The sequence below is a fragment of the Bradyrhizobium sp. genome (genome assembly GCF_030646015.1).
In the GTDB taxonomy this organism is placed as follows: Bacteria; Pseudomonadota; Alphaproteobacteria; order Rhizobiales; family Xanthobacteraceae; genus Bradyrhizobium.
Map to the genome: position 1 here is coordinate 62,085 of NZ_JAUSLT010000074.1, position 19,626 is coordinate 81,710.

Here is a 19,626-nt window from a genome sequence, read left to right on the forward strand (position 1 = left end):
TCTGTTGGTTCGTAGGGGTGCGGACCAACCGTGGAATCACAAGGGCGCTTGGCGCATGAATGTTGGAATGCGAGTGCGGGGAGGCTTGTTGGCCACCCTGATCATGTTCGCGATGCCGGTCGCCGTTGCGCTGGCCGCTATGCTTGTGCCGTCTGCGGCCGTTGCCCAGACCGCATCCTCGATCGTGGTGGAGGGTAACCGGCGCGTCGATGTCGAGACCGTTCGCTCCTATTTCAAGCCGGGGCCCGGCGGGCGCCTTGGACAGGCCCAAATCGATGACGGCCTGAAGGCGCTGATTGAGACCGGCCTGTTCCAGGACGTGCGAATCAATCAGGCCGGCGGGCGGCTCTTGGTGACCGTGGTGGAAAACCCCGTCATCGGCCGCATTGCCTTCGAAGGTAACAAGAAGATCAAGGACGAGCAGATCTCGACTGAAATCCAGTCCAAGCCGCGCGGTACGCTGTCGCGCCCGATGGTGCAGTCCGACGCCCTGCGCATCGCCGAAATCTATCGCCGCTCCGGCCGCTATGACGTGCGCGTGGTTCCTGAAATCATCGAGCAGCCGAACAACCGCGTCGATCTGATCTTCACGGTGACCGAGGGGTCGAAAACCGGCGTCAAGTCGATCGAGTTCGTCGGCAACGTCGCCTATTCGTCGTATCGCCTCAAGGACGTCATCAAGACCCGCGAATCGAACCTGCTGAGCTTTCTCGGCGGCGCCGACGTCTACGATCCGGACCGCGTCGAGGCCGACCGCGACCTGATCCGCCGCTACTATCTGAAGAACGGCTATGCCGACGTTCAGGTGGTCGCCGCGCTCACCGAATACGATCCGGAGAAGAAGGGCTTCCTGGTGACCTTCAAGATCGAAGAGGGCCAGCAGTACCGGGTTGCCCAGGTCAATTTCGCCTCCAGCATCACCACGCTCGACGGCAATGTGCTGCGCAGCTTCTCGCGCGTGCGTGTCGGCTCGCTCTACAATGCCGAAGCGCTGGAGAAATCCATCGAGGAAATGCAGATCGAGGCCTCGCGCCGCGGTTACGCCTTTGCGATCGTGCGTCCGCGCGGCGACCGCAATTTCGAGGCGCATACCGTCTCGATCACCTTTGCCATCGACGAAGGTCCGCGGACCTATATCGAGCGTATCAATGTGCGCGGCAACACCCGCACCCGCGACTACGTGATCCGCCGCGAATTCGACCTGTCGGAAGGCGACGCCTACAACCGCGCGCTGGTCGATCGCGCCGAGCGCCGCCTGAAGAATCTCGATTTCTTCAAGTCGGTGAAGATCACGAGCGAGCCCGGATCCTCCAGCGACCGCGTGATTCTGGTGGTCGATCTCGAGGAGAAATCGACCGGCGACTTCTCGGTGTCGGGTGGCTATTCGACGACCGATGGCGCGCTGGCCGAGGTCAGCATCTCCGAGCGTAACTTCCTCGGCCGCGGTCTCTATGCGAAAGCGTCGGTGACCTACGGCCAGTACGCGCGCGGTTACTCGCTGTCCTTCGTGGAGCCCTATCTGCTGGACTATCGCGTCGCACTCGGGCTCGACCTGTTCCAGCGCGAACAGCTCGCCAATTCCTATATTTCTTACGGCACCAGCACGATCGGCTTCAGCCCGAGGCTGGGCTTCAGCCTGCGCGAGGATCTTTCGCTGCAGGTCCGCTATTCGATCTATCAGCAGAAGATCTCGCTGCCGGACTACCTGCGGAACTGTAACAACAACCAGTTCCTGGCCGATGGCGTCACGCCGAATCCGTCGTACAATCCGAGCCCGGCCTTCATGGCCAACGGCAATCCGGCCAGTGCCTTCAACACATCGGCGCTCGGCTGCTACGTCGATGGCGAAGCGTCGCTGCCGGTCCGCAAGGAATTGCAGAACGGCCAGACGCTGACCTCGTCGATCGGCTATTCGCTGAACTACAACACGCTCGACAACAACAAGAACCCCACCGACGGCTTGCTGGTCGATTTCAAGCAGGACTTCGCCGGCGTCGGCGGCGATGTCAGCTATCTGAAGTCCGCGATCGACGCGAAGTATTACACGCCGCTGGTCTCCGACATCGTCGGGTTGATCCATGTCCAGGCTGGCATGCTCAACAAGATCGGCAATACCGACCTGCGCATGCTCGATCATTTCCAGATGGGCTCGAATCTGGTTCGTGGCTTTGCGCCTAACGGCATCGGTCCGCGCGACATCAACCCCTATGGCACCAGCGACTCGCTCGGCGGTAGCAAATATTGGGGCATTTCGGCGGAGCTGCAGATGCCGTTCTGGTTCCTGCCGAAGGAAGTCGGACTCAAGGGCTCGGTCTATGCCGATGCCGGCGGGCTCTACGACTACAAGGGACCGACGTCGTGGGCCTTTACCAACGAAGTCAATGCGCCCGGCTGTATTCCTGGCACGACCAACCCTGTCACGACCGGAACTTGTACCGGACTGGTGTATGACAACGGCAACGTCGTCCGGAGCTCGGTCGGTGTCGGCCTGATCTGGGCGTCGCCGTTCGGTCCGCTGCGCATCGACTACGCGATCCCGCTGACCAAGGGTGCGTATGACCGTGTCCAGCAGTTCAAGTTTGGCGGCGGAACATCGTTCTAAGGCGTTTTCGAGCGAAGTGGATTTCCGTTTCGCGTGACGAGAGCGCGGCAAACAGAGACAGACCCCGGTTGTGATTGATCAGAACCGGGGCTCTCGTTCGATCACCGGCCGGACCGCGACGGGTGGAATGGCGCAGCCGACATTTTCCAAGCAACCGCCGTCGTCGACGCTGGCCGAACTCGCCGCGTTGACGAAAGCGATTCTGGTCGATCCGTCCCGCGGCGGCCTCAAGATCAGGGGCCTGGCTTCGCTCGAGGAAGCCGGCCCGATGCATCTGGCGTTCTTCGACAACCTGAAATATGCCGACCAGCTCGCTTCGACCAAGGCCGGCGCGTGCCTGGTCAGCGCGCGTTTCGAGGCCAGCGTGCCCGCTCATGTCGCGGTCCTGCGCGCGGCGCAGCCGTTCCGCGAATTTGTGACGATCGCCCGCGAGCTGTATAGCGACGCGCTTCGCCCGCAATCCTGGTTCGGCAATGCCGGCATCGCTCCCTCCGCCGTGATCGATCCGACGGCGCATCTGGAAGACGGCGTGATCGTCGATCCCTTGGCGGTGATCGGCCCAGGCGTCGAAATCGGCGCCGGAACGGTGGTCGGTTCGGCGGCGGTGATCGGCGCCAATGTCCGGATCGGCCGGGACTGCAACGTCGGCGCGCATACGGCGATCCAGTCCGCGCTGATCGGCAACAACGTCCTGATCCATCCCGGCTGCAGCATCGGGCAGGACGGCTACGGGTTCGTGTTCTTTGGCCCGGGGGGCCATCTGAAAGTACCGCAGACCGGCCGCGTCGTGATCCAGAACGACGTCGAGGTCGGCGCCGGGACCACCATCGATCGCGGCAGCCTGCGCGATACCGTGATCGGCGAGGGCACGAAAATCGACAATCAGGTCCAGATCGGCCACAATGTGACGATCGGCAGGCATTGCCTGCTGGCCGCCCAGATTGGGCTGGCGGGCAGTCTGACGATTGGCGACAATGTGGCGTTGGGCGCCAAGGTGGGGATCAACAACCATCTCAAGATCGGCGACGGCGCCCAGGTTACGGCGATGAGTGCGGTCAAGGATGACATTCCGGCCAACGGGCGTTGGGGTGGCCATTTTGCCAAGCCGACAAGGCAGTGGTTCCGGGAAATCGTGGCAGTGGAGCGTCTGGCGCGCGATGGCGCAGCCGACAAGGGCGAGGGGCGGGAATGACGGAGGCGGCGGCAGTCAGGTTTGCGCTGGTCGATATCAATGAGATCCTCAAGACGCTGCCGCATCGTTTTCCGATGCTGCTGATCGACAAGGTGATCAATATCCGCACCGATTATTCGGGCACCGGCATCAAGAATGTCACCTTCAACGAGCCACCGTTCCAGGGGCATTTTCCCGACCGCCCGGTCTATCCGGGCGTGATGATGATCGAAGCCATGGCGCAAACCGCCGGCGTGATCGGCATCAAATCGGTCGAAGGCACCGAGAAGCCGCGCGCGGTTTATTTTCTCACCATCGACAAGTGCAAGTTCCGCAAGCCGGTGATGCCCGGCGATACCATCGAATATCACATGCGCAGCATCGGCCGCCGCAAGGCGATGTGGTGGTTTCACGGCGACGCCATCGTCAACGGCGTGACCGTCGCCGAGGCCGACGTCGGCGCGATGCTGACCGACTAGCGGCGCATCGGCTGATCTGTTGCGCGCGTCGGCGGATACCGGCGTGCCGAAACACGGCGTAACCATACGTCACTGGACAGGTCAGGGATGTCGCGCTAACCACCGGAAAACCTTGACAATTAACCTCCACCCCTTGGCTTTACCGGATCCGTTGGATGAGCATGATCGATCCCACCGCGCGGATTGAGGATGGCGCTGTGATCGGCGAGGGCACCTCGATCGGACCCTATTGCGTGATCGGGCCCGACGTCGTGATCGGCGCCAACTGCAAGCTGCTCGCGCATGTCTACGTCACCGCGCAGACCACGATCGGCGACGGCTGCACGATCTATCCGTTCGTGTCGCTCGGCACCGCGCCGCAATCGTTGGCCCATCGCGGCGAATTGACAAAACTCCAGATCGGCCAGGGCTGCACCATCCGCGAGCAGTCGACCATGAGCGCAGGCACCGTGGCCGGCGGCGGCATCACCCGCGTCGGCGATCGCGGCTACTTCATGAATTGCAGCCATGTCGGGCACGACTGCGTGGTCGGCAACGACGTGATCTTCGCGACCTCGGCGACGCTGGGCGGCCATTGCGAGATCGGCGATTTCGTTTTCATGGGCGGCCTGTCGGCGGTGCATCAGTTCGGCCGCGTCGGTTCGCAGGTGATGGTCAGCGCACTCACCGCCGTGCGCGGCGACGTCATTCCCTACGGCCTTGCGAACGGCCAGTTCGCCCACCTCGCGGGGCTCAACATCGTCGGCATGAAGCGCCGCAAATTCACCCGCGAGCGCCTGGCGAAAGTTCGAACATTTTACCTGATGCTGTTTCACGGCCCCGGTGTGTTTGCCGAACGCCTGAACGAGGCGCGGCAACACGCGGGTGCCGATCCTGCGATTGCGGAGATTCTCGATTTCATCGATGCCGGAAAGCATCGCGAGTTGTGTCAGCCGCTGAAGGCCGGCAAGGCGCCCTGATCCTTGACCTTGATCCTTGGGGCGTCGGGGGCATGCTATGACGAATGAGGCTTTGCCAATTTCTTCGCCGGTCGGCGTGATCGCCGGCGGTGGCGTCATGCCGTTCGCGGTGGCGGATTCGCTGGTCGCGCGCGGCCTCAAACCCGTGCTGTTCGCGCTGAAGGGCGCCTGCGATCCGGTTGCCGTCGAGCGTTTTCGCCATCACTGGATCGCGGTCGGCCAGGTCGGCCGGGCGATAAAGCTGTTTCGCAGCGAGAACTGCCGCGATCTGGTGTTCATCGGCACCCTGGTGCGGCCGGCGCTGTCGGAGATCCGGCTGGACTGGACCACCATTCGCATGCTCGGCCGGGTCTGGGCGGCGTTCCGCGGCGGCGACGATCATCTGCTGTCCGGGATCGGCCGCATCCTCGAACAGGACGGTTTTCGTATGGTCGGGATCAAGGATGTCGCCCCTGATCTGCTGATGCCCGAGGGATGCGTCACCCGGACCGCGCCCGATGACAAGGCCGAAGCCGATATCGGGCGCGGGCGTGACGTGCTGGCCGCGCTGAGCCCGTTCGACATCGGTCAGGCCACCATCGTGATCGACGGCCATGTGGTCGCGGTGGAAGACATCGAGGGCACCGACGGCCTGCTGGCGCGGGTGGCGCGGCTGCGCGGCGAGGGGAGGATCCGCGCCAGGGCGCCGCGCGGCGTGCTGGTGAAGGCCCCGAAAAGCGGTCAGGATTTGCGCTTCGATCTGCCGACCATCGGCCCGCGCACCGTCGAGCGCGCGATCGAGGCCGGCCTCGCCGGCATTGCCATCGTCGCCGGCCATACCATTGTGGTCGAGCCGCAGGCCATGATCGCGGCCGCCGACGCGGCCGGCCTGTTCGTGACGGGTTTGCCCGCGTGATCCCGCCACGCCCAACCACCGACATCGTGCGCAAGATATTCCTGATTGCGACGGAGGAATCCGGCGACCGGCTTGGCGCCAGCCTGATGAAGGTGCTGCGCCAGCGGCTCGGCGGCGCGGTGCGTTTCGAGGGCGTCGGCGGCCAGGCGATGGCGCGCGAGGGACTGGTGTCGCTGTTTCCGATCGAGCAATTGTCGATCATGGGTTTTGCCGCCGTGGTCAAGCAGCTGCCGATGCTGCTGCGGCGCATCAACGAAACCGCCGCGGCGGTGACGCAGGCCTCGCCCGATGTGCTGGTCATCATCGACAGCCCCGATTTCACCCATCGCGTCGCGCGCCGCGTCCGCGCCAGCGATCCCGCGATCCCGATCGTCAACTATGTTTCGCCCTCGGTCTGGGCCTGGCGGCCCGGCCGGGCGCGCGCGATGACGGCCTATGTCGATCACGTGCTGGCGCTGCTGCCGTTCGAGCCCGAGGAATATCGCAAGCTGCGCGGTCCGCCCTGCAGCTATGTCGGCCATCCCCTGATCGAACAGATCGGCACGCTTCGGCCCGCGGCCGACGAGCAGAAGCGCCGCGATGAAACCCCGCCGGTGCTGCTGGTGCTGCCGGGCAGCCGCCGCAGCGAGGTCCGGCACCACATGGCGGTGTTCGGCGCGGCACTCGGCCGGCTGCGCGACGACGGCGTGGCGTTCGAACTGATCCTGCCGACCATGCCGCATCTGGTCGATGCGGTGCGGGAAGGCGCCGCAAGCTGGCCGGTGCAGCCCCGGATCGTGATCGGCGAGGCCGAGAAGCGGGCCGCGTTCCGGATCGCGCATGCGGCGCTGGCGAAGTCAGGCACCGTGACGCTGGAGCTGGCGCTATCCGGCGTGCCGATGGTGACGGCCTATCGCACCGGCGCGATCGAGGCCTGGATCATGCTGCGGATGATCAAGGTCCCCTCGGTGATCCTCGCCAACCTCGTGGTCGGCGACAACGTCGTGCCGGAATTTCTGCAACAGGATTGTACGCCGGAGAATTTGTCGCGCGCGCTGCGCGATGTGCTGGAGGACGCGCCATTGCGGCGGCGCCAGGTCGAGGCGTTTGCGAAGATCGACGCGATCATGTCGACCGGCAACGCGACGCCGAGCACGCGCGCGGCGGATATCGTGCTGGCGACGATGCGGAAGGCGCGGGGGAACGCGTAGAATCGTAGGGTGGGCAAAGGCGCACTTGCGCCGTGCCCACCATCTATCATCAGCAGCGCTTTGAAATGGTGGGCACGTTTCCGCCTTCGCTCTTTGAGCTACGGCGGAATCTTTGCCCACCCTACGCCACTGTGTATGCTCACGGTGATTGGCTGTTTGAAATTTGAATCGGAACTTTCACAACGTCATTGCGAGGAGCGCTTGCGACGAAGCAATCCAGCTTGCTTCCTTCTTTGGCGCTTCCAGAAAGCTGGATTGCTTCGCTTCGCTCGCAATGACATTGATAGAGTTGAAAACAACCTTTGAATCAAAAAGCCGGATGCGGTGACCGCATCCGGCTTTCAAATGGTCGCGATGTCTGCGCGCTTACTTGCGCTTGTCGATCGCCACGTAATCCCTGCGGCCGACGCCGGTGTAGAGCTGGCGCGGGCGGCCGATCTTCTGCTGCGGGTCCTCGATCATCTCGCTCCACTGGCTGATCCAGCCGACGGTGCGGGCGACCGCGAACAGCACGGTGAACATCGAGGTCGGGAAGCCCATCGCCTTCAGCGTGATGCCCGAATAGAAGTCGACGTTCGGATAGAGCTTGCGATCGATGAAGTAGGGATCGCTGAGCGCGATCTTTTCCAGCTCCAGTGCGACCTTCAGCATCGGGTCGTCGCCGTGGCCGGTCTCGGCCAGCACCGCGTGACACATCTTCTGCATGATCTTGGCGCGCGGATCGTAGTTCTTGTAGACGCGATGACCAAAACCCATCAGGCGGACTTCGCTGTTCTTGTCCTTCACCTTGGCGATGAATTCGGGGATCTTGTCGACGCTGCCGATGTCGGCGAGCATCGCCAGCGCCGCTTCATTGGCGCCGCCATGGGCCGGGCCCCACAGGCAGGCGATGCCGGCGGCGATGCAGGCGAACGGGTTGGCGCCGGAGGAGCCGGCGATGCGCACGGTCGAGGTCGAGGCGTTCTGCTCGTGGTCGGCATGCAGGATGAAGATCTTGTCGAGCGCGTCGGCCAGCACCGGGTTGATCTTGTAGTCCTCGCAAGGCACCGCGAAGCACATATGCAGGAAGTTCTCGGCGAAGGAGAGCGAGTTCTTCGGATACATGAAGGGCTGGCCGATGGTGTATTTGAAGGCCATCGCCGCCAGCGTCGGGACTTTCGCGATCATCCGCATCGACGCAATCATGCGCTGCCTGGGATCGTTGATGTCGGTGGAGTCGTGATAGAACGCGGCCAGCGCGCCGACCGCCGCCACCATGATCGCCATCGGATGCGCGTCGCGGCGGAAGCCCTGGAAGAAGCGGGCCATCTGCTCGTGGACCATGGTGTGGTGGATCACGCGGCTGTCGAAATCGGCCTTTTGCGCCGGGGTCGGCAGTTCGCCGTAAAGCAGCAGGTAGCAGGTTTCGAGGAAGTCGCCCTTTTCCGCCAGCTGCTCGATCGGATAGCCGCGGTATTCCAGGATGCCGGCGTCGCCGTCGATATAGGTGATCTTGGACTGGCAGCTGCCGGTCGAGGTGAAGCCGGGGTCATAGGTGAACATGCCGGCCTGGGCGTAGAGCTTGGCGATGTCGATGACATCGGGCCCGACGGTGCCGCTCAAAATCGGGAAATCATAGCTCTTGTTGCCGACGGTCAGCGTTGCGGATTTCTTGTTGGATGTTGCGTCCATCGTGTAGTCCCCGATGAGATCGTTGCGAAAACCGGCGGCCGGGGGCGCCAAAACGTGATGGCTGGCGCGGGAAACCGGGTGTTCTGGAAGTACCTCGGAAATGGGTAGCTTATTGCTGTTTGCACTGCAAGACGGCCACGGCGGCCCTGCGATACCACCTTATGCGGGGGTCTGGTCGCCGAGCCGAGCCAGGCATTCCTCGCGCCCCAGCACCGCCAGGACGTCGAAAATTCCCGGCGACGTGGTGCGGCCGGTCAATGCCACCCGGAGCGGCTGCGCCACCGCGCCGAGCTTGAGGCCGCCGGCATCGGCGAAGGCCCGCATCGCCGCTTCCGTGGTTGCCGCGGTCCACGGCGAAACCGGCTCGAGGGCTGCCTTGAGCTGGCCGATCAGCGCGCGGGTTTCCGGCGTCATCAACGCCGCCGCCTTGGGCTCGAGCTCGAGCGGGCGATCGGCGAAGATGAAATAGGCGCTGTCGATCAGCTCGATCAGCGTCTTGGCGCGCTCCTTGAGGCTCGGCATCGCCTGCAGCAATTGCGCCCGCGTGGCGTCGTTGAGCTTGGCCTTGAGGCTGGAACGATCGGGCACATGGTCCAGCACGTCCTCGAACATGGTCACCAGCGCGGAATCCTCGGCGTGGCGGATGTAGTGGCCGTTGAGGTTTTCCAGCTTGGCGAAATCGAACCGCGCCGCCGAGCGGCCGATACCCGGGAGGTCGAAGGCGTCGATCATCTCCTGGGTGGAAAATATCTCCTGGTCGCCATGGCTCCAGCCGAGCCTGACCAGATAATTGCGCAGCGCCTCCGGCAGGTAGCCGAGCGAGCGGTAGGCATCCACCCCGAGCGCGCCGTGACGTTTTGAAAGTTTTGAGCCGTCGGGGCCATGGATCAAGGGGATGTGGGACATGCTCGGAATGTCCCATCCCAGCGCATCGTAGATCTGCTTCTGGCGCGCGGCGTTGATCAGGTGATCGTCGCCCCGGATCACATGGGTGACGCCCATGTCGTGGTCGTCGACCACCACCGCGAGCATGTAGGTCGGATTGCCGTCGCCGCGCAGCAGCACGAGGTCGTCGAGGTTCTCGTTCTGCCAGACCACGCGGCCCTGGACCTGGTCCTCGATCACGGTCTCGCCTGATAGCGGCGCCTTCAGCCGGATCGTCGGCTTGATGCCGGCGGGCGCCTGCTTCGGATCGCGGTCGCGCCACAGGCCGTCATAGAGCCGGGTGCGGCCATCGGCGCGGGCCTTCTCGCGCATCGCGGTCAGTTCCTCCGCGGTCGCGTAGCAGCGATAGGCCTTGCCGCTGGCGAGCAGCTGCTCCGCCACCTCGCGGTGGCGCGCGGCCCTCGTGAACTGGTAGACGACGTCGCCGTCCCAATCGAGCCCGAGCCATTTCAGCCCGTCCAGGATGGCGGCGATCGCGGGCTCGGTCGAGCGCTCCCGGTCGGTGTCCTCGATCCGCAGCAGCATCTTGCCGCCGCGCTTCTTGGCATACAGCCAGTTGAACAGCGCCGTGCGGGCGCCTCCGATATGGAGAAAGCCGGTCGGCGAGGGGGCAAAGCGGGTGACGACGGAATCGGTCATTACGGCTGCATTTCGGGGACAATAAGGGGTTGCGCGGAGCGCGGTGGTGTATAGCAGGAACCGTGCATAACTAAAGCCTTACATAACGCTTCCTTGGGAGGTGCGGATTTGGCAGAACGTCCGCTGAATCCGAACGGGAACCAGCATGACAGCAGAAACAATGGCGGCAGAGACAGGCCGCGATTTCATTCGCGATATCGTCCAGGCCGACCTCGACGCCGGGAAATACCGCCAGATCGTGACGCGCTTCCCGCCGGAGCCGAACGGCTATCTGCATATCGGCCATGCCAAGTCGATTGCCCTCAATTTCGGCATCGCCCAGGAATTTGCCGGCCGCTGTCACCTGCGCTTCGACGACACCAATCCGACCAAGGAAGAGCAGGAATATATCGATTCGATTCAGGCCGACGTGCGCTGGCTTGGCTACGACTGGGGAGATGACCTCTATTACGCCTCGGACTATTTCGAGCGGCTGTATGACTGGGCCGAGGGCCTGATTCGATCAGGCCATGCCTATGTCGACGACCAGTCGCAGGAAGAGATCCGCGTCAAGCGCGGCACGCTGACCGAGCCCGGCAAGAACAGCCCGTTCCGCGACCGCCCGGTGGAGGAAAACCTCGATCTGTTCCGGCGCATGAAGGCCGGCGAGTTTCCCAACGGCGCCCGGGTGCTGCGCGCCAAAATCGACATGGCCGCGGGCAACATCAACCTGCGCGACCCCGTGCTCTACCGCATCCTGCACGCCACCCATCCGCGCACCGGCGACAAGTGGTCGATCTACCCGAGCTATGATTACGCGCACGGGCAGTCCGACGCGATCGAGGGCATTACGCATTCGATCTGCACGCTGGAATTCGAGGACCACCGGCCGCTCTATGAATGGCTGCTCGACAAGCTGCCGGTGCCGTCGAAGCCGCGCCAGTACGAATTCGCCCGCCTCAATTTGACCTACACGCTGTTGTCGAAGCGGGTGCTGACCGAGCTGGTGCGCGGCGGCCATGTCGCCGGCTGGGACGATCCGCGGATGCCGACCATCGCCGGCCTGAAACGGCGCGGCGTGCCGCCGGCCGCGATCCGCGAATTCATCAAGCGCATCGGGGTGGCCAAGGCCAACAGCGTGGTCGACGTCGGCATGCTGGAATTCTGCATCCGCGAGGATCTCAACAAATCGTCGCTGCGCCGGATGGCGGTGCTGCGGCCCCTGAAGGTCGTGATCGAGAATTATCCGGAAGGGCAGAGCGAGGAGCTCGACGCCGTCAATCATCCCGACGATCCAACGGCCGGCACGCGAAAGATCGCATTCGGCCGCGAGCTCTACATCGAGCACGACGATTTCATGGAAGTGCCGCCGAAGAAGTTCTTCCGGCTCTCGCCCGGCACCGAGGTGCGGCTGCGCTACGCCTATTTCATCAAATGCACCGGGGTGATCAAGGACGCGGCCGGCGAGGTGATCGAACTGCGCTGTACCTACGATCCCGCCACCAAGGGCGGCAACGCGCCTGACGGACGCAAGGTCAAGGCGACCATGCACTGGCTGTCGGCGGCGCATTCCTTGCCGGCGGAAATCCGCATCTACAATCCGCTGTTTGCAAAGCCCAATCCGGATGCCGGCAATTTTGCCGCCGATCTCAATCCGCAGTCGCTCGAAGTGTTGACCGATGCGCGGATCGAGCCCGCGATATCAGCGACCAATTCGACCGACGTGGTGCAGTTCGAGCGGCAGGGCTATTTTGTCCGGGACGCGGATTCCACGCCGGATCGTCCGGTGTTCACCAGAACGATAGGGCTGCGCGATAGCTTTGCGAAGGAAGTCGGCGGCAAGGGCTGACGCGAACTGATTGAAGGATTTCCGAATGCCAAGCGCTGCCGACGACATTGCGTCCGACATCATGTCGAGATGGGCGGATACCTTCAGCAAGTTCGATCCGGAGGCCCAGGCGTCGCTTTATTCGAAGCACGCGCTCTTCTTCGGCTCGAACCCGACGCTGTATCAGGGTCGCGACGGCGTGGCGGCGTATTTCAAGGGCCTGCCGAAATGGAATTCACGCGCTGTCCGGTTTACGGATGTCAGCACGGCGCAGATCAATCCTGACCTGGTCAACTTCGCGGCCATCGCCTCGTTCGATGTCGATGGTAGCCCGAAGTTGTCGGTCAAGATCACCTGGGTAATCGTCCGCGAGGACGGCGACTGGAAGATCGTCAGCCATCACGTGTCGTCGAGGGGCGCGCTGATCTGATCTGAAGGCAGCCGGTTCGCGCAATCAGCAATAGCCGTAGAAGCCGCAGACATAGGGCAGCCGTGCGCCGTCGGTGTCATACGGACCGCCGTAATAGGGGCCGGGATAATAGAACGACCACGACGAGCCGTAATTGTAGGTGCCCCGGTTCCACAGCGGATTGGGAAAGAGGTTGTAGGGAATGATCGGCGCCTCATCCCGGACCTTCTCCACCACGACGGCCCGGCGGGTCACGACGACAGGATCGGCGAACACAGCGCCGAGCCGGCTCTGGGTCGCAAGATCGGCGGCAGCGGCGGGCATCGCGCCAGCGGCGAACGCGAAAGCAGCAAGAGCGGAAAGCGTGATCCTGTGCGGCATGGCCGAAGTCCCGGTTGGCTCGGGGAATGCTAACCGCCACATGGTTAATAAAGATTAAGGATTCTGTATCCGTTCCGCTTTCGGGCGGATAACAGCTTCCGATAGCCTCTCGCTCGGTTGGTAATCGTAGGGTGCGTACCCGATGACAGAGCGGGGCAGGGCTCGGACGCAGGGTGTTGCCGGCACCTGGCCGCCGCGCGGGGCGGCGCAGGCCGGCGGGTTCGCGCCGTCGGGTTTTGCCGCGTGGCCGTCGCTCGTCGACAGATTGCGGGCATGGATCCGCGCCGAGGCCGGCGCCGGGCGGCTGCTGCCCTGGGTGCCCATTGCCTTCGGCACCGGGATCGCCGGCTACTTTGCCGCCGAACGTGAGCCGGTCCTGTCAGTTGCTGCCGTCGCGGCGATCGGTCTCTGCGTGGCAGCGTTCCTGCTGCGGCGACACAAGGTGTTTCCGATCGCCGTGATGGTTGCCGCAGTCGCCGCCGGTTTTGCGGTGGCGACCTGGAAGACCGCGCGGGTCGCGCATGGCGTGCTGGCGCGGCCGATCTATTCGGTGTCGGTTTCGGGTTTTGTCGAGACCCGCGACATCCGCGCGCGCACCGACCGCTTTGTCCTGCGCGTCACCTCGATGGAGAGCCCGCGCGACCTGACGAAACTGCAGCGGGTTCGGCTGTCGGTGCGCAAGGGCACCGCGCCCGCGGTCGGCAGCTTCGTCGAGCTGAAGGCGCGCTTGCTGCCGCCGATGGCGCCGCTGCGGCCGGGCGCCTACGATTTCGGCCGTGACATGTATTTTGCCGGGATCGGCGCCTCCGGTTTCGTGATGGGGGCGATCAGGACCGCGGCGCCACCCGACTCCGGCGGCTGGTCGTTGCGCTATGCCGCCTTCATGCAGGGCTTGCGCGATGCGATCGACGCGCGCATCGGCGCCGTGCTGGACGGCGACCGCCGCGCCATCGCGACGGCGCTGCTGACCGGGCGCCGCGACGCCATCACGGCACCGGTCAACGATGCGATGTTCATCTCCGGCCTCGGCCATGTGCTGTCGATTTCGGGCTATCACATGGCGGTCGTCGCCGGCGTGGTGTTCTTCGCGGTGCGCGCGCTGCTGGCGCTGATCCCGCCACTCACCGTCAGTTTTCCGATCAAGAAATGGTCGGCGGTCGCGGCACTGCTCGCCGCCGCGTTCTATCTGCTGCTGTCGGGCGCCGAGGTCGCCACGCAACGCTCGTTCTTCATGACCGCGGTGGTGCTGATCGCCATCATGGTCGACCGCCGCGCCGTGACGTTCCGCACGCTGGCGGTGGCCGCGATGATCGTGCTCACGGTCGCGCCGGAAGCGCTGGTGCATCCGAGTTTCCAGATGTCGTTCGCGGCGACGCTCGGCCTCGTGGCGCTGATCCAGATCGGCATGCCCCTTCTGTTCGCCTCGCCCGACAATTCAGCGACGGCGCGGATGGCGCTGTGGGGCGGGCGCGAAATCGCGATGCTGGCGCTGGCCTCGCTGGTGGCGGGGCTCGCGACCATGCCCTATGCCGCCTATCACTTTCACCGGGTAACGCCGTACGGCGTGATCGCCAATCTGGCGGCGATGCCGGTGGTCTCCGCGATCGTGATGCCGGCGGGGCTGCTTGGCATGCTCGCGATGCCGTTCGGCTTCGACGGCCTGTTCTGGCAGGTGATGGGCTGGGGCATCGACTGGATGATCACGGTGGCGCAATGGGTCGCCGCATTGCCGGGCTCGATCGGGCGCATGGCGGCGTTCGGGACCGGGCCGCTGATCGCGGCGAGTGTTGGCATCATCCTGCTCGGACTGTTGCGCACGCCGCTGCGCTGGAGCGGGGCGGCGGCGCTGGCGGCGGCGGTGGTCTGGGCGCTGGCGACGCCGCAGCCGGATATCCTGATCTCCGCCGACGGCCACACCATCGGCGTCCGCGGCCGGGACGGACGCCTGCATCTGATCGGGAGCGGCAAGGGAAATATCCTGGGAAGTACCAAGGACAGCTTTCTGCTGAGGGAGTGGCTGGCAGCCGACGCCGACGGCCGGCAGACCGGTGATCCCTCGCTCACCGAAGGCGTGTCATGCGACCAGGCCGGCTGCGTGGCGCAGCTGGCCGGCGGCGGGCTGGTCGCACTGGCGTTGCGGCCAGACGCGCTGGCGGATGATTGCGAGCGCGCGGCGCTGCTGGTGACCGCGCGGCAGGCGCCGGCGGCCTGCGGCGCGCTGGTGGTCGATCAGGACCGCCTGCGCCGGCAGGGTGCGCTGGCGCTGCGTAGAGCCCGCGACGGCTTTGCCCTCGACGCGGTCAAGCCGCGCGGCGTCGACCGGCCATGGTCGCCGGCGGTGGCTGATGTGGTGGAGGGCGAAGCCGGCCTGACGCGCCCGGCGGCACCGCGTGCCGTCGACGCGACGCCGTCGGAATCCGATTTGCAGGCGGAGGAGTAAGCGGCAGGGCAGCGTCACTCGCCGTGCGGGTGATCGTCGCCGGGACCGCCGGGATCGAAGGCGCCGAGATGATATTCATCCTCGACATCTTCCGTCAGCATCCTGACCAGCGCGAACGACGCGTTCGGAAACTGTTTCCAGATCGCGAGATCGTCGGCAGTGATGTTGACCCAGCCGAACGTGAACATGTAGCGGCCGGGCTCGGTGACCCGCCCGACTTTCTGCCATGTGACCTTGCCGACCGACAATGGTGTCCCGCCCGCTGCCCGCACGCTTCCATCAGCGTGGACGTGAGGCGCCAGCATTGGCCGGGTTGTGGGCGATTCTGCGGCTCTCAACGAGAATGACCAATGAAAATTGGTGGCGTCAGACCAACAATCGTCATTGCGAGCGAAGCGAAGCAATCCAGCTTACGGCAAACAAGAAAGCTGGATTGCTTCGTCGCAAGTGCTCCTCGCAATGACGGGTACCGCTGACGTGGATGGCCGGGACAAGCCCGGCCATGACGAAATGGATATCGTTTTCAGAGCAGAGGCGCCGCAACGCCTGCCTCAATACTTTCGGTACAGCCCGATCAGCTTGCCCTGGATCCGGACCCGGTTCGGCGGCAGGATGCGGACTTCGTAGGAGGCGTTGGCGGGCTCCAGCGCGATCGAGGCGCCGCGGCGGCGGAAGCGTTTCAGCGTCGCTTCCTCCTCGTCGATCAGCGCCACCACGATGTCGCCGGTCTCCGCACTCTCGTTGCGCTGGATCAGCGCCATGTCGCCGTCGAGAATGCCGGCGTCCACCATGGAATCGCCGCGCACTTCGAGTGCGTAATGTTCGCCGCTTCCGAGCATGTCCGGCGGCACGCTGATGGTGTGGCTGCGGGTCTGCAATGCCTCGATCGGCGTGCCGGCGGCGATGCGGCCCATCACCGGCACCGAGACCGGACGCTCGCCGTCATTGTCGGAACTGGCGCTGCGGACCTTGCCGAGGGTGCCTTCGATGACGCTGGGCGTGAAGCCGCGGCGGCCATTCCCGGCGCCGCCTCCGGACAGCTCGGGCATCTTGATGACCTCGATGGCGCGGGCGCGATTGGGCAGGCGGCGAATGAAGCCGCGCTCTTCAAGGGCGGTGATGAGGCGATGGATGCCGGACTTCGACCGCAAATCCAGCGCGTCCTTCATCTCGTCGAAGGAGGGCGGAACGCCAGACTCCTTCAGACGTTCGCTGATGAATCGCAGCAGTTCATATTGTTTGCGCGTGAGCATCTCGACCAATCCCCAGTTTGATAGCGTCGTTCGAGTCAGAGAGGCGGAGTTCTCAGCGGACTCGCGAGAGTCCAGGAGAGTCCCGAATTCCACTTTAATGGCACCAATACTCGAAACAAATCATGAACGAACACTATATGTTCCATATGTGTTCCGCAACCACTTAATTTCCCGTGAACAGACCAGGATTTGTTGGGACAGGCCTTAACGGCGCAAACCGCTCAGTCCGGCAGCCGCAGGATCGCGCATGAAGTGCCGGCGAGGGCTGCCGGCGCAAAGGGCGCACGCACGATTAACGCCCGTGCCGCAGCGAGATTCCCGAGCAGCGACGAGTCCTGATGGTTGACCGGAGTGGCGATCAGGGCACCGTCGGCGCGCCGCTCCAGCCGGGCCCGCAAATAGTCTTCGCGCAGGTCATTGGCGGCGACGTCGCGTCCCAGCAGCGCGGTCTCGCTGACGTGGTGGACGGCTGATCGGCCCGACAATGCGCGAATCAGCGGCGCCAGGAACAGGAAGCCGCAGACATAGGACGACACCGGATTGCCGGGCAGGCCGATCACCCGCATCGCGCCGAGCCGCCCATGCATCATCGGCTTGCCCGGCCGCATCGCGATCCGCCAGAACGTCATGGCGACGCCCTCGGCCTCCAGCGACCGCTTCACCAGATCGTGGTCGCCGACCGAGGCGCCGCCCATGGTGATCAGGATGTCGGCGCCACTGTCGCGGGCGCGGCGGATGCCGTCGGTGGTGGCCGCCAGGGTGTCGGCGGCGATGCCGAGATCGATGGTTTCGGCGCCTTCATGCCGCGCCAGCGCGCGCAGCGCGTAGCCGTTGGAATAGACGATCTGCCCGGGGCCGGGGGTTGCGCCCGGCATCACCAGTTCGTCGCCGGTGGCGAGCATCGCCACAACGGGCCGGCGGCACACCGGAATCTCGGGGTGGTTCATGCCGGCGGCCAGCGACAGGTCGCGGTCGGTGAGCCGGATGCCGCGCGCCAGCAGCACATCGCCCTCGCGAAAGTCGATGCCGGCCGGGCGGATATGCCGTCCCGGTCGGGCGGCCTCGGTGATGGTGATGCCGCCATCCTCGGCCACGGTGTCTTCCTGGATGATGACGGCGTCGGCGCCCTCGGGGATCACGCCGCCGGTAAAGATCCGCACCGCTTCGCCGGCGCCAACCTTGACGTCGAACGGGCGGCCGGCCGCGACCTCGCCGATCACCTTGAGCCGCGCCGCGACATGGTCGGCGTCGGCCGAGCGCACCGCATAGCCGTCCATCGCCGACATCGCCTGCGGTGGCTGGGTCCGCAACGCCGCGACGTCGCGCGCCAGCACCCGGTGATGCGCGGCATCCAGCGCGACCATTTCCTCCGGCAGCGGCTCGGCGCCCGAGAGAATGGCGGTAAGGGCATCGACGACGGGCATGAGCGCCACGGTGAGACTCCACTGAAGATGACTACGGATGAGGCCAATAGGCCGCAACCGTCATTGCGAGCGTAGCGAAGCAATCCATTCCGGCAAAGCAAAGAAAGAATGGATTGCTTCGTCGCAAGTGCTCCCTTGCGCAAACGCTTCGCGTTTGTCGCAGGCAATGACGGCTGATAGTCCTAAATCCCGAGATCCGCCAGCGCCTTTGCCACATCATCCGTCGACGTCACGTGAACCCCGATCAGCCCGCGCGCCCGTGCGCCCGCGATATTGTCGGCGGAGTCGTCGAAAAACACGATCCGCTGCGCCGGCACGCCGATCGCCTGCACCACGTGATCGTAGGCCGCCGCATCCGGTTTCCGAAATCCGATTGTCGACGACAAGAACAGTTCGCGGAAGTGCCCGAGCACGGCGGGATAGGTCTTCGAGAAATGCGCGACATGCGGCGGGTTGGTGTTGGAGAACGCGTAGAGCGGCATCCGCGCCGCGGCGCGCGCCAGCAGCGGCGCGATCCCGGGCATTTCGCCGGTGAAGATCGCGTTCCAGCCTTCCAGGAACTGGGCGTCCGATATGGCGATGCCGAGCGAGCCGCGCAGGTTCTGGAAGAACGCGGCGTCGTCGATCACGCCGGTCTCGTGGCGCCTGAAATGATTATCGACCACAAACCGCGCCATGACATCGGCGGGCGCGCAGCCGGCATGGCCGGCCCAGATGGTCATGACCTTGCTGAAATCGATATCGAGCACGACGCGGCCGAGATCGAAGAGGAGGGCGTCGGCGGAGGCCGGGGAGAGGGGCTGGGTCATGGGGACGGTTTACGAAAAACGGGCGAAGCGGGCAACGGGTGACCGCGCGCCGACCCGTAGAGTCTCGGTGAAAAGGCTCCTCATTCCCTCAGCGGGAGACGATCAATTTTCAGTCGTCGTCCGCAGCCCATGGGATGGTGCCGCTCTTCCACTTGGCCTCGACCTTGTCGGCATCTTCGATCAGTTGATCGATGACGCTGATCGGCTTCTTGCCGGGGTTCTTCTTGCAGAATTCGTGGATCAGCGGGAGCAGCTTCTTTTCGCCCATCAGGGAAAGATCGACGTACTGACTGTCTCCCTCCAACAGGGCAATGTTGGCGGCGCTCATGTAACCCTGGACCCAAAAGAATACCATGGTATTGGCGATGTTGTTGAAGCCTTCGGCGGGATTCATGTCCTTTGCCAGCTTTTCGCAGGAAGCAACGCCTATTCCGGTCGTCGCGAGGGGTTCTGCAAGAACAGGCGCAGTTGAAAGGAAGAAGCAAGCGGCAATGGATGGCAGTCGATATCGATTGCGGTTTCGTGAGCTCATGAGAAATCCCCTTGTTGCAA

General features: G+C 64.4%; 17 protein-coding genes. 9 read left to right on the plus strand and 8 right to left on the minus strand.

What is annotated here, in order from left to right:
* The first annotated feature begins 55 nt into the window (after positions 1 to 55).
* From bamA to lpxB, 6 genes are all read left to right on the plus strand, one after another.
* Positions 56 to 2,602 (plus strand): outer membrane protein assembly factor BamA, encoded by a 2,547-nt coding sequence (gene bamA, locus Q7T45_RS11475; protein WP_304870797.1) that lies wholly within the window; start codon positions 56 to 58, stop codon positions 2,600 to 2,602.
* 127 nt (positions 2,603 to 2,729) lie between these two features.
* Positions 2,730 to 3,794 (plus strand): UDP-3-O-(3-hydroxymyristoyl)glucosamine N-acyltransferase, encoded by a 1,065-nt coding sequence (gene lpxD / locus Q7T45_RS11480; protein WP_304870799.1) that lies wholly within the window; start codon positions 2,730 to 2,732, stop codon positions 3,792 to 3,794.
* Complete coding sequence (gene fabZ, locus Q7T45_RS11485) at positions 3,791 to 4,252, plus strand: 3-hydroxyacyl-ACP dehydratase FabZ (RefSeq protein ID WP_304740795.1); 462 nt, start codon at positions 3,791 to 3,793, stop codon at positions 4,250 to 4,252. The genes lpxD and fabZ overlap by 4 nt, the downstream gene beginning before the upstream one ends.
* Before the next feature lie 155 nt (positions 4,253 to 4,407).
* Entirely contained in the window at positions 4,408 to 5,211 is an 804-nt protein-coding gene (lpxA, locus tag Q7T45_RS11490; protein WP_304870801.1) for an acyl-ACP--UDP-N-acetylglucosamine O-acyltransferase, read from the plus strand.
* A 37-nt stretch (positions 5,212 to 5,248) separates the two neighbouring features.
* Complete coding sequence (locus Q7T45_RS11495) at positions 5,249 to 6,106, plus strand: LpxI family protein (RefSeq protein WP_304870803.1); 858 nt, start codon at positions 5,249 to 5,251, stop codon at positions 6,104 to 6,106.
* Positions 6,106 to 7,296, plus strand: a complete 1,191-nt coding sequence (lpxB, locus tag Q7T45_RS11500; RefSeq protein WP_304870838.1) for a lipid-A-disaccharide synthase — start codon at positions 6,106 to 6,108, stop codon at positions 7,294 to 7,296. Before Q7T45_RS11495 ends, lpxB begins: the two co-directional genes overlap by 1 nt.
* A 366-nt stretch (positions 7,297 to 7,662) precedes the next feature.
* Here lpxB and gltA read toward each other — a convergent pair whose 3' ends face one another.
* Together gltA and gltX are read right to left on the minus strand one after the other, a co-directional pair.
* Positions 7,663 to 8,967 carry a citrate synthase gene (gene gltA / locus Q7T45_RS11505; protein WP_304870805.1) on the minus strand — a complete coding sequence of 435 codons (1,305 nt, stop codon included), beginning with the start codon at positions 8,965 to 8,967 and terminating at the stop codon, positions 7,663 to 7,665.
* Positions 8,968 to 9,126: 159 nt separating this feature from the next.
* On the minus strand, positions 9,127 to 10,551 hold the full coding sequence (gltX, locus tag Q7T45_RS11510) for a glutamate--tRNA ligase (protein WP_304870807.1): 1,425 nt from the start codon (positions 10,549 to 10,551) through the stop codon (positions 9,127 to 9,129).
* 145 nt (positions 10,552 to 10,696) lie between these two features.
* Between gltX and Q7T45_RS11515 the strand changes: the two genes are divergently transcribed.
* A complete protein-coding gene (locus tag Q7T45_RS11515) occupies positions 10,697 to 12,379 on the plus strand; it encodes a glutamine--tRNA ligase/YqeY domain fusion protein (protein ID WP_304870809.1) in 1,683 nt (560 codons plus the stop codon).
* Positions 12,380 to 12,404: 25 nt separating this feature from the next.
* Positions 12,405 to 12,788 carry a nuclear transport factor 2 family protein gene (locus Q7T45_RS11520; protein WP_304870811.1) on the plus strand — a complete coding sequence of 128 codons (384 nt, stop codon included), beginning with the start codon at positions 12,405 to 12,407 and terminating at the stop codon, positions 12,786 to 12,788.
* Positions 12,789 to 12,812: 24 nt separating this feature from the next.
* Here Q7T45_RS11520 and Q7T45_RS11525 read toward each other — a convergent pair whose 3' ends face one another.
* Positions 12,813 to 13,148 carry a hypothetical protein gene (locus tag Q7T45_RS11525; RefSeq protein ID WP_304870813.1) on the minus strand — a complete coding sequence of 112 codons (336 nt, stop codon included), beginning with the start codon at positions 13,146 to 13,148 and terminating at the stop codon, positions 12,813 to 12,815.
* Positions 13,149 to 13,290: 142 nt separating this feature from the next.
* Between Q7T45_RS11525 and Q7T45_RS11530 the strand changes: the two genes are divergently transcribed.
* Positions 13,291 to 15,588 carry a ComEC/Rec2 family competence protein gene (locus tag Q7T45_RS11530; protein ID WP_304870815.1) on the plus strand — a complete coding sequence of 766 codons (2,298 nt, stop codon included), beginning with the start codon at positions 13,291 to 13,293 and terminating at the stop codon, positions 15,586 to 15,588.
* 14 nt (positions 15,589 to 15,602) lie between these two features.
* On the opposite strand, the gene Q7T45_RS11535 is transcribed toward Q7T45_RS11530, so the two are convergent.
* The 5 genes from Q7T45_RS11535 to Q7T45_RS11555 form a co-directional block, all read right to left on the minus strand.
* Entirely contained in the window at positions 15,603 to 15,860 is a 258-nt protein-coding gene (locus Q7T45_RS11535; RefSeq protein ID WP_304870840.1) for a hypothetical protein, read from the minus strand.
* A 279-nt stretch (positions 15,861 to 16,139) separates the two neighbouring features.
* Positions 16,140 to 16,841, minus strand: a complete 702-nt coding sequence (lexA, locus tag Q7T45_RS11540) for a transcriptional repressor LexA (protein WP_304870817.1) — start codon at positions 16,839 to 16,841, stop codon at positions 16,140 to 16,142.
* Positions 16,842 to 17,062: 221 nt separating this feature from the next.
* Positions 17,063 to 18,274: a gephyrin-like molybdotransferase Glp gene (glp, locus tag Q7T45_RS11545; protein ID WP_304870818.1), complete on the minus strand. Its 1,212-nt coding sequence runs from the start codon at positions 18,272 to 18,274 to the stop codon at positions 17,063 to 17,065.
* Positions 18,275 to 18,447: 173 nt separating this feature from the next.
* A complete protein-coding gene (locus Q7T45_RS11550; RefSeq protein WP_304870819.1) occupies positions 18,448 to 19,074 on the minus strand; it encodes an HAD family phosphatase in 627 nt (208 codons plus the stop codon).
* Between the two features lie 109 nt (positions 19,075 to 19,183).
* Positions 19,184 to 19,606: a hypothetical protein gene (locus Q7T45_RS11555; RefSeq protein WP_304870820.1), complete on the minus strand. Its 423-nt coding sequence runs from the start codon at positions 19,604 to 19,606 to the stop codon at positions 19,184 to 19,186.
* Positions 19,607 to 19,626 lie beyond the last annotated feature (20 nt).

Bases quoted from the DNA above. Each gene is read 5' to 3' on its own strand.
- Q7T45_RS11520 (WP_304870811.1), top strand. From the start codon at position 12,405: ATGCCAAGCGCTGCCGACGACATTGCGTCCGACATCATGTCGAGATGG.
- lpxD (WP_304870799.1), top strand. From the start codon at position 2,730: ATGGCGCAGCCGACATTTTCCAAGCAACCGCCGTCGTCGACGCTGGCC.
- Q7T45_RS11555 (WP_304870820.1), bottom strand. From the start codon at position 19,606: ATGAGCTCACGAAACCGCAATCGATATCGACTGCCATCCATTGCCGCT.
- gltX (WP_304870807.1), bottom strand. From the start codon at position 10,551: ATGACCGATTCCGTCGTCACCCGCTTTGCCCCCTCGCCGACCGGCTTT.
- Q7T45_RS11550 (WP_304870819.1), bottom strand. From the start codon at position 19,074: ATGACCCAGCCCCTCTCCCCGGCCTCCGCCGACGCCCTCCTCTTCGAT.
- gltA (WP_304870805.1), bottom strand. From the start codon at position 8,967: ATGGACGCAACATCCAACAAGAAATCCGCAACGCTGACCGTCGGCAAC.
- lexA (WP_304870817.1), bottom strand. From the start codon at position 16,841: ATGCTCACGCGCAAACAATATGAACTGCTGCGATTCATCAGCGAACGT.
- lpxA (WP_304870801.1), top strand. From the start codon at position 4,408: ATGAGCATGATCGATCCCACCGCGCGGATTGAGGATGGCGCTGTGATC.
- Q7T45_RS11515 (WP_304870809.1), top strand. From the start codon at position 10,697: ATGACAGCAGAAACAATGGCGGCAGAGACAGGCCGCGATTTCATTCGC.
- fabZ (WP_304740795.1), top strand. From the start codon at position 3,791: ATGACGGAGGCGGCGGCAGTCAGGTTTGCGCTGGTCGATATCAATGAG.
- bamA (WP_304870797.1), top strand. From the start codon at position 56: ATGAATGTTGGAATGCGAGTGCGGGGAGGCTTGTTGGCCACCCTGATC.
- Q7T45_RS11495 (WP_304870803.1), top strand. From the start codon at position 5,249: ATGACGAATGAGGCTTTGCCAATTTCTTCGCCGGTCGGCGTGATCGCC.
- Q7T45_RS11530 (WP_304870815.1), top strand. From the start codon at position 13,291: ATGACAGAGCGGGGCAGGGCTCGGACGCAGGGTGTTGCCGGCACCTGG.
- Q7T45_RS11525 (WP_304870813.1), bottom strand. From the start codon at position 13,148: ATGCCGCACAGGATCACGCTTTCCGCTCTTGCTGCTTTCGCGTTCGCC.